The organism is Alistipes sp. AF14-19, from assembly GCF_003461645.1.
Taxonomy (GTDB): Bacteria; Bacteroidota; Bacteroidia; order Bacteroidales; family Rikenellaceae; genus Alistipes; species Alistipes shahii.
Window position 1 is genome coordinate 154628 of the sequence record NZ_QTXM01000002.1, and the last position, 16865, is coordinate 171492.

Annotated in this window: 10 protein-coding genes and 1 tRNA gene; 5 read left to right on the forward strand and 6 right to left on the reverse strand. The window is 60.4% G+C overall.

Features of this window, described 5'->3' with window-relative positions; all coding sequences use genetic code 11:
* Positions 1–23 precede the first annotated feature (23 nt).
* On the reverse strand, positions 24–2489 hold the full coding sequence (gene pheT, locus DWW03_RS02900; protein WP_022061980.1) for a phenylalanine--tRNA ligase subunit beta: 2466 nt from the start codon (positions 2487–2489) through the stop codon (positions 24–26).
* A 337-nt stretch (positions 2490–2826) separates the two neighbouring features.
* Between pheT and DWW03_RS02905 the strand changes: the two genes are divergently transcribed.
* The gene (locus DWW03_RS02905) at positions 2827–4188 is read left to right on the forward strand and encodes a TrpB-like pyridoxal phosphate-dependent enzyme (protein WP_022061979.1); all 1362 of its coding nucleotides are present in this window, start codon (positions 2827–2829) and stop codon (positions 4186–4188) included.
* A 323-nt stretch (positions 4189–4511) separates the two neighbouring features.
* On the opposite strand, the gene DWW03_RS02910 is transcribed toward DWW03_RS02905, so the two are convergent.
* Positions 4512–5417 (reverse strand): DMT family transporter, encoded by a 906-nt coding sequence (locus tag DWW03_RS02910; protein WP_015546126.1) that lies wholly within the window; start codon positions 5415–5417, stop codon positions 4512–4514.
* A 34-nt stretch (positions 5418–5451) separates the two neighbouring features.
* On the reverse strand, positions 5452–6615 hold the full coding sequence (gene lysA, locus DWW03_RS02915; protein WP_015546127.1) for a diaminopimelate decarboxylase: 1164 nt from the start codon (positions 6613–6615) through the stop codon (positions 5452–5454).
* Between the two features lie 117 nt (positions 6616–6732).
* Between lysA and lepA the strand changes: the two genes are divergently transcribed.
* The 3 genes from lepA (at position 6733) to DWW03_RS02930 (ending at position 10574) form a co-directional block, all read left to right on the forward strand.
* Positions 6733–8523, forward strand: a complete 1791-nt coding sequence (gene lepA / locus DWW03_RS02920) for a translation elongation factor 4 (protein ID WP_015546128.1) — start codon at positions 6733–6735, stop codon at positions 8521–8523.
* A 5-nt stretch (positions 8524–8528) separates the two neighbouring features.
* On the forward strand, positions 8529–10436 hold the full coding sequence (locus DWW03_RS02925) for an AMP-dependent synthetase/ligase (RefSeq protein WP_118406272.1): 1908 nt from the start codon (positions 8529–8531) through the stop codon (positions 10434–10436).
* Positions 10437–10501: 65 nt separating this feature from the next.
* Positions 10502–10574 (forward strand) — tRNA-Gly (locus DWW03_RS02930).
* A 155-nt stretch (positions 10575–10729) separates the two neighbouring features.
* Here DWW03_RS02930 and DWW03_RS02935 read toward each other — a convergent pair.
* The 3 genes from DWW03_RS02935 to DWW03_RS02945 are packed head-to-tail and all read right to left on the reverse strand — an operon-like array spanning position 10730 to position 15127.
* A complete protein-coding gene (locus DWW03_RS02935) occupies positions 10730–11665 on the reverse strand; it encodes a DUF4886 domain-containing protein (protein WP_022061976.1) in 936 nt (311 codons plus the stop codon).
* Positions 11666–11680: 15 nt separating this feature from the next.
* A complete protein-coding gene (locus tag DWW03_RS02940; RefSeq protein ID WP_118406273.1) occupies positions 11681–14218 on the reverse strand; it encodes a beta-mannosidase in 2538 nt (845 codons plus the stop codon).
* Positions 14219–14263: 45 nt separating this feature from the next.
* Complete coding sequence (locus tag DWW03_RS02945; RefSeq protein ID WP_015546132.1) at positions 14264–15127, reverse strand: AraC family transcriptional regulator; 864 nt, start codon at positions 15125–15127, stop codon at positions 14264–14266.
* Between the two features lie 157 nt (positions 15128–15284).
* Here DWW03_RS02945 and DWW03_RS02950 point away from each other — a divergent pair, with 157 nt between their 5' ends.
* Positions 15285–16865, forward strand: a complete 1581-nt coding sequence (locus tag DWW03_RS02950; RefSeq protein WP_118406274.1) for a sodium:solute symporter — start codon at positions 15285–15287, stop codon at positions 16863–16865.

Genomic DNA, 16865 nt, shown 5'->3' on the forward strand with positions numbered 1-16865 from the left:
GTCTTTCGGTTGCTGAAATTTCGTCAGGCCCGGACCTGCGCGCCGCATTTCTGCTCGAACTGCCGGGTGAGGTTCGCCATCACACGCTCAATGGTCCGCTCGTCCAGCGTGCGGGTCTTGTCCTCCAGAATGAAGCTCAAAGCGTAGGATTTCTTGCCCTCGGGAAGCTTGTCGCCCTCGTAGACATCGAACAGCGAGACGCTTTTCAGCAGCTTGCGCTCGGCGGCGAAGGCTGCGTCGCGCAGTGAGGAGAAGGTCACGGACTTGTCCACCAGCAGCGCCAGATCGCGTCTGACCTCGGGGAATTTCGACAGTTCCCCGGCGGCGATCTTCAGCTTCTTCGTGGATTTCGCAAGGGCCTCGAAATTCATCTCCAGATAGTACACATCCTGCTTGACATCGGTACGGCGGCGGATTGCGGCGGCCACGGAGCCGATCTGCAACAACTGTTTGCCATTGAGCGACAGCGTGAGGCCCTCGCTGAAAAGATCGCTTTCGAGCGTCTCGGCCTTCAGCGCGTAGATGTCGACGCCGAAGCGGCGGAGCAGTTTTTCGGCGACTGCGCGCAGGGTGAAGAACGACGCCTTCACGGGCTTCGCATTCCACGACTGCGGCGTCGAGACGCCCGTGACGGCGATGGCGAGGCGGTACTCCTCGGAGTAGGCCGCCAGGCGGTTTTCGTCCGTGCGCTTCGACTCGTCGTAGAAATAGCAGTTGCCGAACTCGTAGAGGCAGAGATCGCCGTTGCGGCGGTTGGCGTTCAGACCGACGGCCTCCAGCATGTTGAACAGCAGCGTCTGGCGCATCACGTTCAGGTCGGCGCTCAACGGGTTGAGAATACGCACGCAACGCTCGGCGGGGCAGGAGGTCAGGCCCTCGTAATAGGCGGCTTTCGTCAGCGAGTTGGACATGATCTCGGTAAACCCGTTGGCCGTGAGGAAATCGGCCGCGAGGTTCATCAGACGGTTGCGGTCGGGTTTCGGCGCATAGGAGAGCGTCGAACGGACCTGCGTGGGGATTTCGACGTTGTTGTAGCCGTAGATGCGCAGGATGTCCTCCACGAGGTCGGCTTCGCGCTGCACGTCGACACGGTAGGGCGGCACGGCGACCGTCAGCACGCCGTCTTTCTCGGCGAGGATCTTCACCTCCAGCGCCGCGATGATCGTGCGGACGACCGTTTCGGGAATCTCCTTGCCGATCAGCGCGTTGACCCTTGCCAACGAGATGTCGAAGACGAAATCCCCGATCGGCTCCGGATAGATGTCCGTGATGCCGCTGGAGATCGTACCCCCGGCCAGCTCCTTCATCAGCAGGGCGGCGCGCTTGGCGGCGTAGACCTGCATGTTGGGGTCGATGCCGCGCTCGAAGCGGAACGAAGAGTCGGTATTCAGGCCGAAACGCTTGGCCGTCTTGCGCACCCACACGGGGTTGAAATAGGCGCTCTCGATAAATACGTCGGTCGTGGTGTCGCTCACGCCCGAGTCCAGTCCGCCGAAGACGCCGGCGATGCACATGGGACGCTCGGCCGAGCAGATCATCAGGTCCTTGTCCGTGAGTTTGCGCTCCACGCCGTCCAGCGTCACGAAGGGCGTGCCCTCGGCGCAGATGCGGACCACGACTTCGCGGCCCTCGATCTTCGCGGCGTCGAAGGCGTGCAGGGGCTGGCCCAGCTCGAACAACACGAAATTGGTGATGTCGACCAGATTGTTCTTGGGATTGATGCCCGCGGCACGCAGGCAGTTCTGCATCCACTCGGGCGACGGACCGATCTTGCAGCCCGTGACCGTAACGCCGGCATAGCGGGGCGCGGCCTCGGAATTTTCGACGCGGACCGCCACCTCCAGGTCGTGATTGTCGGGAGCGAAGGCCGAAACATCGGGCAGTTTCACTTCGGCATTTTCGCCGCGGCTCTTCAGGTAAGCGGCCAGATCGCGCGCCACGCCGATGTGCGAAGCGGCGTCCACACGGTTGGGCGTGAGTCCGATCTCGATCAGGTAGTCGTCCTCGACATGCAGGTATTCCCTGGCCTCCATGCCCACGGGGGCGTCGGCCGGAAGCTCCATGATGCCGTCGTGCGAAGACCCGATGCCCAGCTCGTCTTCGGCGCAGAGCATTCCGAGCGACTCCACGCCGCGGATCTTCGAACGTTTGATCTTGAACTCCTCGTCGCCGCCGTCGGGGTAGAGCACCGCGCCGACCGTGGCGCAGAGGACTTTCAATCCGGCCCGGCAGTTCGCGGCGCCGCAGACGATCTGCAACGGCTCGGCGGCTCCCACGTCCACCGTGGTGACGTGCAGGTGGTCCGAATCGGGGTGATCGGCACAGGTCACAACCTCGCCGACGACAACGCCCCGAAGGCCGCCTTTCACGGTTTCGATCTTCTCGAAGCCTTCGACTTCGAGGCCGATGTCCGTCAGGATTTCAGCGATCTTTTCGGCCGGAAGATCGGTCGCGATATAACGTTTGAGCCAGTTATACGAAATATTCATATCGTTAAGTTTTGAATTTGCGGATAATCATGCAAAAATATAAATTTTTCCGCAAAGTACGGTAAAAAATCCTTACATATATAGGTGTCGAAAATAATTCGTAAAAAATTTGCATTTTACGAACCGACCGCATATATTTGCAGAAACAAAGCTGAAAGATGATCCGCAATTTCAACATACAGGCATGGTGGTGGCGCTCGTTGACTCTCGTGAACAATGAGTGCGGAACCGCGCGTGTATAGTTGAACCCCGAAAAATACACAAGCCCGTTGTTTACGAAAAGTAAGCAGCGGGCTTTTTCTTTTGTACATTTCAAATTCAAAAACCGATACCCATTATGGAAACGAAAAAATTCTGCCTCACCGAAAAACAGATGCCCACGCAATGGTACAACATCGTGGCCGACATGCCCAACAAACCGCTCCCGCCGCTGCACCCCGGAACGAAAAAGCCCGTCACGAAGGAGCAGATGTCGGCGATCTTCGCCGAGGAACTGATCGACCAGGAGATGTCGACCGAGCGTTACATCGACATTCCCGAGGAGGTGCAGGAGATTTACAGGATATGGCGCCCGACGCCGCTCGTGCGCGCGACGGGGCTGGAAAAGGCCCTCGGAACGCCCGCGAAGATCTTTTTCAAGAACGAAAGCGTGTCGCCCGCGGGTTCGCACAAGCCCAACACCGCCGTGCCGCAGGCCTACTACAACTACAAACAGGGCATCAAGCACCTGACCACCGAGACCGGCGCCGGACAGTGGGGCGCGTCGATCGCCTTCGCGGCCAAGCACTTCGGCATCGACCTCCAGGTATTCATGGTCAAGGTCAGCTACGACCAGAAGCCCTACCGCCGCCTGATGATGAACACGTGGGGCGCGGAGTGCGTGGCGTCGCCCTCGACGCTGACCGAATCGGGCCGTGCGGCGCTGGAGCGCGATCCGCACTGTTCGGGAAGCCTCGGGCTGGCCATTTCCGAGGCCGTGGAGATGGCTTTGCGCCGTCCGGAAGACACGCGCTACTGCCTGGGAAGCGTGCTGAATCACGTGGTTCTGCACCAGACGGTCATCGGCCAGGAGGCCGTGACGCAGATGGAGATGGCCGACGCCGAGCCGGACATGGTGATCGGATGTTTCGGAGGCGGCAGCAACTTCGCGGGCATCGGCTTCCCGTTCCTGCGGAAGAATTTCGCCGAGGGGAAGAAGATACGCGTGATCGCCGTGGAGCCTGAAGGATGCCCGAAACTCACCCGCGGCGAATTCCAGTACGACTTCGGCGACGTGGCGGGATTCACGCCCCTGATCCCGATGTACACGCTGGGCCACGATTTTCAGCCGTCGGACATTCACGCCGGGGGATTGCGCTACCACGGAGCCGGCTCGATCGTCAGCCAGCTGATGAAGGACGGGCTGATCGAGGCGCAGTCGATGCCGCAGGTCGAGACCCTCGCCGCAGGCGTTCTGTTCGCCCAGACCGAGGGCATCATCCCGGCTCCGGAGTCGACGCACGCCATCGCCGCGACGATCCGCGAAGCGCTGAAAGCCAAGGAGGAAGGCGTGTCGAAAACCATCCTGTTCAACCTCTCGGGCAACGGCGTGATCGACCTCTACGCCTACGAGCAGTATCTGGCCGGAGCATTGAAGGACTTCTCGCCGAGCGATGAGGAAATCCGCAAGACGATCAACCAGTTGGAGCATCTTATCTGAAGCTGCGCTCAAAATAGGAGAAGCGAGACTTTCGGGTCTCGCTTTTTGTTTTGCGCCGGAGGTGCAGAACGGGGCGGGAGACCAGAGGGACATTCCATCGCCCCCTAAAACCCGCTTCTTAAGCGGGGCGGCGCAGAACGGGTCGGAAGACCAGAGAGACATTCCATCGCCCCCTAAAACCCGCTTCTTAAGCGGGCGGCGCAGAACGGGACGGAAGACCAGAGGGACATTCCATCGCCCCCTAAAGCCCGCTTCTTAAGCGGGCGGCACAGAACGGGGCGGGAGACCAGAGAGACATTCCATCGCCCCCTAAAACCCGCTTCTTAAGCGGGGCGGGAACCGAGCCAGAGGAAGAACATGCCGACGAGGATAAAGGCCAGGTCGACGGCCTTCGAGCGCAGGTTGCGCTCGCGGAACAGCACCGCGCCGCAGAGAAACGACACCACGACCGAGCCGCGGCGGACCATCGAGACCACGGAGATCATGGCGTCCGGATCGCGCAGGGCGAACAGGTAGGCGAAGTCGGCCAGCGAAAGGAACACCGAGATCAGCGGAATGGCCCAGCTCCAATGGAACGGGGTGGTGGCGTGCCGCCGGGGCCACCAGAGGATGCCGACCACGACGGACATCATCCCGAGCTGGTAGAGGTTATACCAGCTCTGCACGAAAACCGGGTCGAGGCGCGCCATGATATATTTGTCGTACAGCCCGCTGACGGCGCCCGTCACGGCCGCCAGGGCAATGAACAGAATCCAGAGGTTATGGGTGAAGACGACCCCTTCGCGGCGGCTCGAACGGCTCAGCAGGAAGAGCGACACGAGGGCCAGCGCAACGCCGGTCCACTGGTAGGCGTTGAGACGCTCGCCGAAGATCACGAACGCCCCGACGAGCACCATAACGGGGCGCGTGGCGTTGATCGGCCCGACGATGGTGATCGGAAGGTGCTTCATGCCGAAGTAACCGAAAATCCACGAAGTGAGCACGATGGCCGATTTCAGAACGACCAGGGCGTGGGCCTCCCATGTGCCGGGAGCCGTCGCCAGCAGGGTATGGTCGAACCATCCGAGGCCGAACTCTGCCGAGAGGATCGCGGGCAGGAAGAACAGCGTCGAAAAGAGCGTGTTGAGCAACAGCACGGGCAGCACGGCGTTGCCGGTGAGGGCCTTTTTCTTGGCCGCATCGTAGAAGCCGAGCAGCGCCGCCGAGGTGAATGCCAAAGTGAGCCACATAGCGATGAGGAAAGGCGGCCGGAGCCGCCTTTATCTATTTGATTTCGTCGCTGTAAACGGCGCCGGGAAGATCGTGGAGGTTGTAGCGCGAAGCCATCGACATGCCGTAGGCCCCGGCCGACTTGATGGTCAGCAGGTCGCCCCGGTGCGTGCGGCGCAGGGTGACGTTCTCGTCGAAAACGTCCGTCGATTCGCAGGCTGTGCCGACAACCGTGTATTTCTCGCGCACCTCGTCGTCCTTGGCCGTGATGTTCTCGATGTTGTGGTACGAACCGTACATCGCCGGGCGGACCAGCTCGGTCATCGAAGCGTCGACGATCACCAGCTTGCGGCCCGTGGCGGTGGTCTTGTTGAACAGCACCGTCGTGATCAGCTCGCCGCATTCGGCGACGATCGAACGCCCGAACTCGAAGTGCACCTCGCGGTCGCCGATGCGCAGGTGGTTGTGGACGATCGAGAACAGCGACGCGAAGTTGGGGATCGGCTCGTTCTCGGGAACGTCGTAGTTGACGCCCAGGCCGCCGCCCACGTCGACGAAACGGAACTTGCAGCCCAGTTTTTCGAGGTTCTCGACGATGACGTTGACCTTGTTGCACATGTTCTCGAAGACATGCAGCTCGCGGATCTGCGATCCGATGTGCAGGTGCAGTCCGATGATGTTGACGTTTTTGAGCGACCGGATCTCCGCGGCGTGCTCAAGCACTTCCTCGTAGGAGATGCCGAACTTGCTGTCCGCCTGGCCCGTGTCGATGCAATGGTTGGTCTTGGGGTCGATGTCGGGGTTGATGCGCAGCGCGATGTCGGTCACCTTGCCCGCCTCGGCCGAAAGGGCGTCGACCAGCTCCAGCTCCTGAATCGACTCGCAGTTGATGGCCAGAATGTTCTGCTCGATGGCGTATTTCAGCTCCTTGTCGCGTTTGCCCACGCCCGCATAGACGATGCCCTTGGGGTCGAATCCGGCCTCGACGGCCTTGCGCAGCTCGTTGCCCGAGGCGCAGTCGATGCCCAGCCCGTATTCGCGGATGACCGCCAGCAGATGGTCGTCGTAGTTGGCCTTGATGGCGTAGTGGACCTTGTAGCCGTATTTCTTCGACTCGTAGACGACGCTTTCGAGGGTCTGGCGCAACAGCGCCATGTCATAGAGGTAGAACGGGGTCTCGTAGCCCCGGAGCTTGGATGCGATTTGTCTGCTTAACATCTTTAACCTAACTTGTTGAAGTCGCAAATATAAGCAATTTGTGCCATTCCGGCAAACGGAAGCCCTCCGATATATTCAAAAATTTATGTATATTTGCCGAAGATTTTACCCTTATATATGAAAAACATCCGAAATTTCTGCATCATAGCCCACATCGACCACGGCAAATCGACACTTGCAGACCGTCTGCTGGAGAAGACCAACACGCTCAACCAGCGCGAAATGCAGTCGCAGGTGCTCGACGACATGGACCTCGAACGCGAAAAGGGAATCACCATCAAGAGCCACGCCATCCAGATGGAGTACACGGCCCGCGACGGACAGCGGTACACGCTCAACCTGATCGACACCCCGGGACACGTCGACTTCTCGTACGAAGTGTCGCGCGCAATCGCCTCGTGCGAAGGGGCGCTGCTGGTGGTCGACGCCACGCAGGGCATTCAGGCGCAGACGATTTCGAACCTCTACCTCGCCGTGGGGCACGACCTGGAGATCATCCCCGTGCTGAACAAGATCGACATGGATTCGGCGATGATCGACGAGGTGAAGGATCAGGTGATCGACCTCATAGGATGCAGGGAGGAGGATATTCTGCTGGCATCGGGCAAGACGGGACTGGGCGTCGAAGAGGTGTTGGAAGCGATCGTAAACCGCATTCCCGCTCCCACGGGCGACGAGAGCGCGCCGTTGCAGGCGCTGATCTTCGACTCGGTGTTCAACCCCTTCCGCGGAATCATCGCCTATTTCCGCGTCTTCAACGGCACGCTGCGCAAGGGCGACCACGTGAAGTTTTTCAACACGGGCAGCGAGTACGACGCCGACGAAATAGGCGTGCTGAAACTCAAGATGCAGCCCCGACAGGAGATCAGGGCCGGAGACGTGGGGTATATCTGCTCGGGGATCAAGACCTCGTCGGACGTGAAGGTCGGCGACACGATCACCTCGGTGACCAACCCCGCCAAAGAGGCCATCGCCGGATTCGAGGACGTGAAGCCGATGGTCTTCGCGGGCGTCTACCCGGTGGAGGCCGACCAGTACGAGGACCTGCGCGCGTCGCTCGAAAAATTGCAGCTCAACGACGCTTCGCTCACGTTCGAGCCGGAAAGCTCGCTGGCGCTCGGATTCGGGTTCCGCTGCGGATTCCTCGGGCTGCTGCACATGGAGATCATTCAGGAGCGGCTGTACCGCGAATTCGACATGGACGTCATCACGACCGTGCCCAACGTGTCGTACCGCATCACCACGACGCAGGGCGACGTGGTCGAGGTGCACAACCCCTCGGGACTGCCCGAGGTGACAAAGATCGACAAGATCGAGGAACCCTACATCCTCGCGCAGATCATCACCAAGTCGGAGTTTCTGGGCAACGTCATCAAACTCTGCATCGACAAGCGCGGGGTGATGAAGAACCAGACATTCATCACGCAGGACCGCGTGGAGGTCAATTTCGACATGCCCCTCTCGGAGATCGTCTTCGACTTCTACGACAAGCTCAAGAGCATCTCGAAAGGATACGCCTCGTTCGACTACCACCGCACGGGATTCCAGCCCTCGAAACTCGTCAAGCTCGACATCCTGCTCAACGGGGAGCCGGTCGACGCCCTCTCGTCGCTCACCTACACGGACCACGCCTACGATTTCGGACGCAAGATGTGCGAAAAGCTCAAGGAGCTGATCCCCCGCCAGCAGTTCGACATCGCCATACAGGCCGCCGTCGGCGCCAAGATCATCGCACGCGAAACGGTCAAGGCCGTGCGCAAGGACGTGACGGCGAAGTGCTACGGCGGAGATATTTCGCGTAAGCGCAAGCTGCTCGAAAAACAGAAGAAGGGCAAGAAGCGCATGCGCCAGATCGGTAACGTCGAAGTTCCCCAGTCGGCATTCCTCGCCGTGCTGAAAATGGATTAAGAACCATGAAAAAGACCATCATCGACCTCTTCGAGGCCTCCGTGCGGAAATACGGGGCCAAGACCTTCCTGCTCGAAAAACGCCATCACAAATTCGAGCCTACGACCTATGCCGAGACCCGCGAGCAGGCGCTCGAAGCCGGAGCCGGACTCGCCGCGCTCGGCATCCGCCCCGGAGACAAGGTGGCGATACTGGCCGAAGGCAGCAACGCATGGATCATTTCCGAACTGGGGCTGTTCTACGCCGGGGCGGTCAGCGTGCCCCTGTCGGTGAAACTCGAAGAGTCGAACGACCTCCTCTTCCGCATGCGGCACGCCGAGGTCAAGGCCGTTTTCGTGTCGAAACACCAGCTGCCCAAGATCCGCCGCATCCGCGCCGGACTGCCGCAGCTGGAGCAGGTGATCGTCCTCGGACACATTCCGCTGGAATCCGGGGAGACGGCCTACGGGACGCTCAAGCGTCTGGGCCGCGAATACCTCGCCAAGAACAAGGAGGAGTTCATGGAGATCGGGCAGGCGATCCGGAATGACGATTACGCCACGATCACCTACACCTCGGGCACGACGTCGGACCCCAAAGGCGTGATCCTGACCCACCGCAACTACACGGCCAACGTCGAGCAGGCGTTGTCGCGGGTCGACATTCCGCCGCATTTCCGCACGCTGATCATCCTGCCGCTCGACCACTGTTTCGCCCACGTCGTGGGTTTCTACATCATGATCGCCTGCGGAGCCTCGGTGGCCACGGTGCAGATCGGAGCGACGCCGATGGAGACGCTCAAGAACATCCCGCAGAACATCCGCGAGGTGCAGCCGCACTTCCTGCTGTCGGTCCCGGCGCTGGCCAAGAACTTCCGGAAAAACATCGAAAGCTCCATACGGGCCAAGGGGAGACTCACCGAGGCGCTTTTCAACCTCGCGCTCCGCACGGCATACGCATACAACAGCGACGGGTATGGCAGGGGCAGCGGATGGCGCATCGTGCTGGCCCCCGTCGTCGGGATTTTCGACGCGCTGCTGTTCCGCAAGGTGCGGCAGGCGTTCGGAGGCCATCTCGAATTCTTCGTCGGGGGCGGTGCGCTGCTCGACGCGGAGTTGCAGCGGTTTTTCTACGCCATCGGAATCCCGATGTTCCAGGGATACGGACTTTCGGAGGCGACGCCCGTGATTTCGACCAACTCGCCCAAACATCACTGGCACCGGTTCGGATCGTCGGGCAAGATACTCATTCCGCTGGACCTGAAGATCCTCGACGAGGAGGGCCGCGAGGTTCCCCGCGGGCAGAAGGGCGAAATCGTCGTCCGCGGCGAGAACGTCATGGCCGGCTACTGGAAGAATCCCGGGGCCACGGCCGAAACCGTGCGCGACGGGTGGCTCCACACGGGCGACATGGGTTACGTCTCGGAGGATGATTTCCTCTATGTGCTGGGACGTTTCAAGAGCCTGCTGATCGCTTCGGACGGCGAAAAATACAGCCCCGAAGGAATGGAGGAGGCGATCGTGGATAAATCGCCCTACATCGACCAGATCATCGTGCACAACAACCAAAGCCCGTTTACGGGGGCGATCGTGGTTCCCAACCGCGAGGCGCTGCGCCGCGAGCTGGAGGCCCGCAGGACGCCCGAAGCGGAGCGCGCAAACGTCGCAGCGGAGATTCTCGGCGCCGAGATCGACCGTTACCGCGCCGGAGGAACCTATGCCGGGGAGTTTCCGGAACGGTGGCTGCCTGCGGGACTGGCCATTGTCGACGAGGCTTTCACGGAGCAGAACGGATTGGTGAACAGCACGATGAAGGTCGTGCGCGGGAAGGTCGAGGAGCATTTCCGAAACCGGCTCGACTACCTCTATTCGGCCGAGGGCCGCAGTCTGAAAAACCCCGAAAACCTCGCGTCGCTGAAAAAAATCGTGGGGTAGGCGCATTTTTCAGCCGCCGAAAACTTGACAAATAAAAAAAACGGAGTAACTTTGTACTCCGTAATGCGGAAATAGCTCAGTCGGTAGAGCATCAGCTTCCCAAGCTGAGGGTCGCGGGTTCGAATCCCGTTTTCCGCTCGAAGAGGTCCTTGCAGACCTCTTTTTTCGTTGGTGGTGGTAGGGGAGGGGGCAGGGCGAGCTTCGAACCCACATCCGGCAGATAACGGGAATGCTCCGGCGAATGGCAGGATACCTATATCTGCATGGCGGAATGCCCCGACCACCCCCGACCGCTACCGGACTGCCGTCCCGCCCTCGCCGGCGACAGGTTCCGTCCAAACGGAGAACCGCCGGATGCAGGCTCTGCGGGCCGCCTCCTGACAGGCTTCGGCCTCCTGGGGCGTCAGCTCGTGAGGGGTTCCCGCCAGACGGCAGCCGTTCCCGGCGACGTTCGTCCCGAAGGCCGGGGCCACGAGCGTCTGGAACCATGCGCAGGCCGCAGTGTAACGTCCGGTCCCGGGATTCAGGTGGTATCCGTCGCGCGTCAGGTCCAGCGAGTCGCACAGCGCCGTGTTGCGCAGGTCCTGAATCGCCGTGCCCGACGGGACGACCACTTCGACGGAGGTCTCCCGCATGAGTTGTTCGACCGAAGAGACGATTCCCCGGTACATCAGTTGCTGGTTCTTCTCGTATCGTCCGAAATCCCGGTGCTGCGAATTGCGGGCATAGGCCCATGTCTGTTGCCAGGCGATGCAGGCTCCGGCATTGGGGCAACACCATCGCACGATCTCGACCAGCCGGCCGAACCAGGGCTGATAGGTCGGATAGATGCCCGATTTGCCCGACGCCTGTTGCAGTACCACGACGTCCCACCGTTCGTCGGCGATTCCGTCCAACAGGGTCGCTTTCTTCGAAACGGTCTCCCAGCGGTTGGACGTCGACTTGTAATAGATATACGCAGGGGCGTTGCCGGCATATTCCCGGCAATGGCGTTCGAGCGAACACCCGGCTATGTAGAGACGCCCCAGCACGACGTTCCGGATGCCGGCAGCCTCCAGCAGCTCGGGCAGATACATCATGCCGTCGTCGGTGAAGCTGTTGCCGATGCCGAGGATGCGCAGCGTATCGGGCTGCTGCGGGATGGGGTAGTTGGGGAACTTTTGGGCGAACAGGCTGACGCAGACGAGCGACAGCCCTACGGTCAGCAAAAGGCGCAATGTGCGTTTCATAATCATATGGTCGGTTTATCGGGTTTGTTGCAAATGGGTGATGCGCAGCAGCCGGTCGAATTCGGACCGGGACAGCGTCGTTGCGACCCGCACCGTTTTGCTGACGCCCGGTACGAGGTCGAAATAGTTGTCCTCGAAATGTTCGTCGCCGTCGAGAGCGAGCCAGACGGCGCGGACGAAACGGTCGCTCGAGAGCGTAATTTCATAACCGTCCGCCGCAGGTCCGACGCTCCAGCGGATGTCGGCTTCGGGCAGCTCAAGCTCTTTTTGAGAGACGAAATATCCGATGTTGGCGTAGCGGCGTCCGTCGGTCGTGAATTCCGCGACGACGATCGCCCGATTGCGGGCGCAACCGTGCAAAAGTCCGGAAATGTCGGCCGAATAGATATTCCGACTGGCATTGGGTGCGACGGTTAGGCTGCGGGTGTTTTCCGAGAGGAGGGCGCCGTCCATGTCCATGACCGTTATCCGGAGTTTGCCCCGGACCGTTTTGCGGCGGTCCGACACAAGGCGGACGTTCAGCGTGTTTCCCTCGGCAAGGGGCGATACGAGGATGTCGTCGAAGGCCGGGCGGGCGAAATAATGTTGCGCCTTCCAGCGGCCGTACCAGTCGCGGCTGGCCCACGAAGCCACGGGCCAGCAGTCGTTATGCTGCCAGAAGAGCGATCCCCAGCAGTAGGGTTTGTCGCGCCGGTGCGCCTCGATGGCGGTCTTGATGGCGTCGCCCTGCAAAACGTGGCTCATGTAAAGGAACGTGCGGAAATCGCGTGCGGGCCAGTATTCGTCTTCGAGGTATTGGCGGATGCGCATGTTGGCGAAATCGCCGCCGCGCTGGTGGGCCATCATCACCTCCGATTCAATGTCCCAGTCGCGCTCTTCGGGGGCGAAACGCAGGACGGAGGCGTATTCGGGGAACGACTGGAAGCCGTATTCGCTGAAGAAGCGGCTGCGCGTGGCGTTGTAGTCGGCGATCGGTGCGCGGCTGTGCCACACTTTCCAGAAATGCGTATCGCCTTCGCTGTTTTCGCTCGTGCCTTCGTGACGCGACCAGGGCGACGAGGGGTGGTAAGGCGTGCCGGGCGAGCAGGCGGCGACGGCTTCGGGCAGCACTTCGTAGTATTGGCGGCGGAGCTGGTCGCCGATGATCCGGTCCCATTCGGGATGCCCCTGTTCGGCGTACCGGGTGTTCCATCCCCAGCCGAACCACGCTTCGTTGCACTCGTTGTTGCCGCACCATACGGCGATCGAGGGGTGGTTGCGCAGACGGCGGATGTTGTCTTCGGCTTCGAGCCGGACGTTTTCGAGCCATGCCCCCTCGGCGGGATAGACGCTGCATGCGAACATGAAATCCTGCCATACGAGGATGCCCCGTTCATCGCACAGTTCGTAGAAAACATCGTCTTCATAGACGCCTCCGCCCCAGACGCGCAGCATGTTCATGTTCACGGCCGCGGCGTCGTCGATCGTCTTCTCGTAGACGGCGCGCGTGACGCGCGGCAGGAAGACGTCGCAGGGGATGTAGTTGGCTCCTTTGGCGAAGAGCGGCTCGCCGTTGAGTTCGAAGTAGAAGGTCGTGCCGTCGGCGACCTTGTCGCGCACGAGGCGCAGCGAGCGCAGCCCGATGCGGGTGGTCCGGCTGTCGGAGGCGTCGCCCGCCGCGACCGAAGCCCGAAATTCGTAGAGATGAGGTTCGCCCAGTTCGCGGGTCCACCAGAGTTTCGGAGAGGCAATGTCGAGCGGGACGGTTACCTTGTTGATTCCGGAGCGCAGCGGCGCCGTGACCGAGGCTTCGATGCCTTCGCCGGGGGATGCAACGGTGACTACGGCTTCCGCCAGGTCACGGGCGGAGGCGATTTCCACCTCGACCTCGACCCGGGCGCGCCTGGCCGTAACCTCCTGCTGGCGGTAGAAGACATCGCTGATGCGGGCGCCGCTCCAGCCCTCCAGATAGACCGGACGCCAGATGCCCGAGGTCACCAGGCGCGGACCCCAGTCCCAGCCGTAGTGGTAACCCGCCTTGCGGGCGAAGACGCTGACGCGTTTGTCGAAAAGCCCGCCGTTGGCCGACTGATCGTTGACGGCCTCGTAACGGTAGGGCAGCGAGTCGTATTTGGGCAGGTCGACCTTGATCGGCGAGTGGAAATAGACTTTCAGGGTGTTTTCGCCCGGACGGAGCAGCCGTTTGACCTCCGTGCGCCAGCGGCGGAACATGTTGTCGGCGGCGAGCACCTTCTCGTCGTTGAGGTAGACGTCGGCATAGGTGTCGAGCCCTTCGAAGACCAGTTCGATCCGCTCGCGGGCGAGCAGGCCGGCGTCGGCCTCGAAATGCGTTTCGTAGATCCAGTCTTCCTTGTCGACCCACTGTACGCCGCGCTCGTTGAGGCGGAAATAGGGGTCTTCGATGATCCGGTTGGCCATCAGGTCGGTGTGCACCGTGCCGGGGACCGTGGCCGGATACCAGTTGTTGAGCCGCGCCTGACGGAACTGCCAGTCGTCGTGCAGGTGTTGACGGACGGGGGCTGCGGCTGCGGCGAGGGCCATGCAGAGGGACATAGCGGTAAGGATTGGTTTGAAGTTTTTCATAAGATGAAGGGTAGATCAGTATTTGATGAGCATCTGGGAGATGTATTCGCGGTATTCGATCGGGGTCATGTTTTTCTTTTTGGTGAAGATGCGGATGAAATTCGACTTGTTGTTGAAGCCGCAGGCGTAGCAGATCTCCGAGGCGCTGAGCGTCGTGTTGGCAAGCAACTGGCAGGCCTTGGAGATGCGCATGTTGTTGACGAAGGTGATGTAGGAGATGTTCGTGCGCTTCTTGAAAAAGTGCGAAAAGGCCGATTCCGACATGTTGACCAACCCGGCCACGTCGGTGAGCCGGATGTTCTGGCAGAGGTTTTTCTCGATGTAGTCGCAGACTTTGGCGATGCGGCGCGATTTGGAGGTGTGGACAATGTTCTTCGAGTCGCAGAGATTGCTCATAAGCACCTTGCGGTTGGCCGTGGCCAGCGCGTTGAGAATGTCCAGAAAAGCGGTCGCCGACTGGAATCCCTGCATGCGCGTGAGTTCAAGAATCCGGTCCCGGACGCTCAACTGTTCGGGACCTGTGAACGAAAGCCCCTGCCGGGAGTCGAGCAGCAGTTGCCGGATGGGGAGAAACAGGCGTTTGTTGACGATCGGGAAGTCGATCAGGTCGCCCGAGAACTGAATGGTGATGACGTGGTTGGTTTTCAGGGGCGATTTCCACACGTGCGGCACATAGGGACCGGTCATCACCAGGTCCAGCGGACCGAAATCCTCGGTGGAATCGCCCACGATGCGCGATCCCCGAGTGTTCATCACCAGATTGATCTCGTATTCCGGATGGCAGTGGATCGGATAGTCGAAATGCGCGTTGGGGTGGTTGAGGATGATGAAAAGGTCCTCGTTCGTGATCGGGGTGATCTCCTGCTGTATCTCTTTCATGTCCGGTAAGGGTTTCAGGTCCGGTACAAAAATAGGAATAATTCAGAAAGCTCCATGAATAATTCAAAAAAGTATACTTGTTTAACCGACTTATACAATCCGGTAAATTTTCGGGTACATATCTTTGCATTAGTAAAAAAATCCTAAAACGACTTACATGAATTCGATTGCGATTAATTTTGTCGACTGCGCGATTATCGTCCTTTACCTTATATTTATAATATGGTGGGGATTGCGCAACGGCAAGAGTTCCGACGCCGGGTCCTATTTTCTGGCCGGCCGCACGATGCCGTGGTGGATCGTGGGTCTGTCGCTTTTCGCCGCGAGCATCTCCAGCACGACGCTCATCGGCCAGTCGGGCGACGCCTACCACACCGGAGTGGCCGTGTTCAACTACAACCTCACAGGTGTCGTGGTGATGGTGTTTTTCGCCACGTTCCTGCTGCCGCTCTACATCCGTTCGGGGATATTCACGATTCCCGAGTTTCTCGAACGACGCTTCGACAAGCGGTCGCGCTACTACTTTTCCGGAATCTGCATCGTGGGCAACATCTTTCTCGATGCGGCCGGGGCGCTGTATGCCGCCGCGCTGATCATCAAGTTGTTGTTCCCGGAGGCGGACTTGCAGCTCATCATCATCATCTTCGCCGTGCTGGCGGCTTCGTACACCATTCCGGGCGGTCTTTCGTCGGCGATCAACGCCGAGCTGATCCAGGCGGTGATTCTGATCGTCGGGTCGGTGATCCTGACGGGAGCCTGCTTCGCCAACGGCGGGTTCGACTACCTCGCGTCGCTGTTCGAAAGCGGCGACATGAGCGTCAGACTGATTCGCCCGCTGACCGATACGGCCACGCCCTGGCTGGGGCTGATCGTCGGCATGCCGGTGCTGGGCATCTATTTCTGGGCCAACAACCAGACGCTCGTACAGCGCGTGTTGAGCGCGCGGAGCGTCGACGAGGGCCGCAAAGGGGTGATGTTCGCCGGAGCGCTGACGCTGGCCACCCTGTTCATCATCGTCTTTCCGGGCGTTATCGCCCGCCATCTCTTCCCGGGCATCGAGAAACCCGACATGATCTATCCGACGATGGTGCTGCGCCTGCTGCCCACGGGGTTACTGGGGATCATGCTTTCGGCGCTGCTCGCCGCGCTGACGTCGACGTTGAGCGCCATTCTGAACTCCACGTCGACGCTCTTCACGATGGATTTCTACGCCAAGATCGACAAGCGGGCCGACGAACGCAAGCTGGTGTGCGTCGGCAAGCTGGCTTCGCTGGTCATCATCGTGATCGCCGCCCTCTGGGCTCCGCAGATCGGACGTTTCGGTTCGCTGCTCAAATATTACCAGGAGATGCTCTCCTACATTGCGCCTCCCGTCGTGGCGGCTTTCCTGATGGGCGTTTTCTCGCGCCGCGCCAACGGGCGGGGAGCCTTTGCGGGGCTGATCGCCGGACTGGTCGTCGCGGCGGCGATGCTCCTCTGGCGCACGGAGATCTTCGGCGGGATGCACTTTCTGCTGATCGTGCCGTTCCTGCTGGTCTTCAGCCTGTCGGTGATCTGGGCCGTAAGCCGTACGGCTCCCGCGCCCCGGCCCGACAAACTGATCGACACGACCTTTTCGGCGGCGGATTTCCGGGCTGAAACCCGCTCGCTCGCGGAGGTTTCCTGGTGGCGCAACTACCGCGTATGGGGCGGAGTGCTGCTGGTTCTGTGTATGCTTATTCTCATAATATTCCGTTGA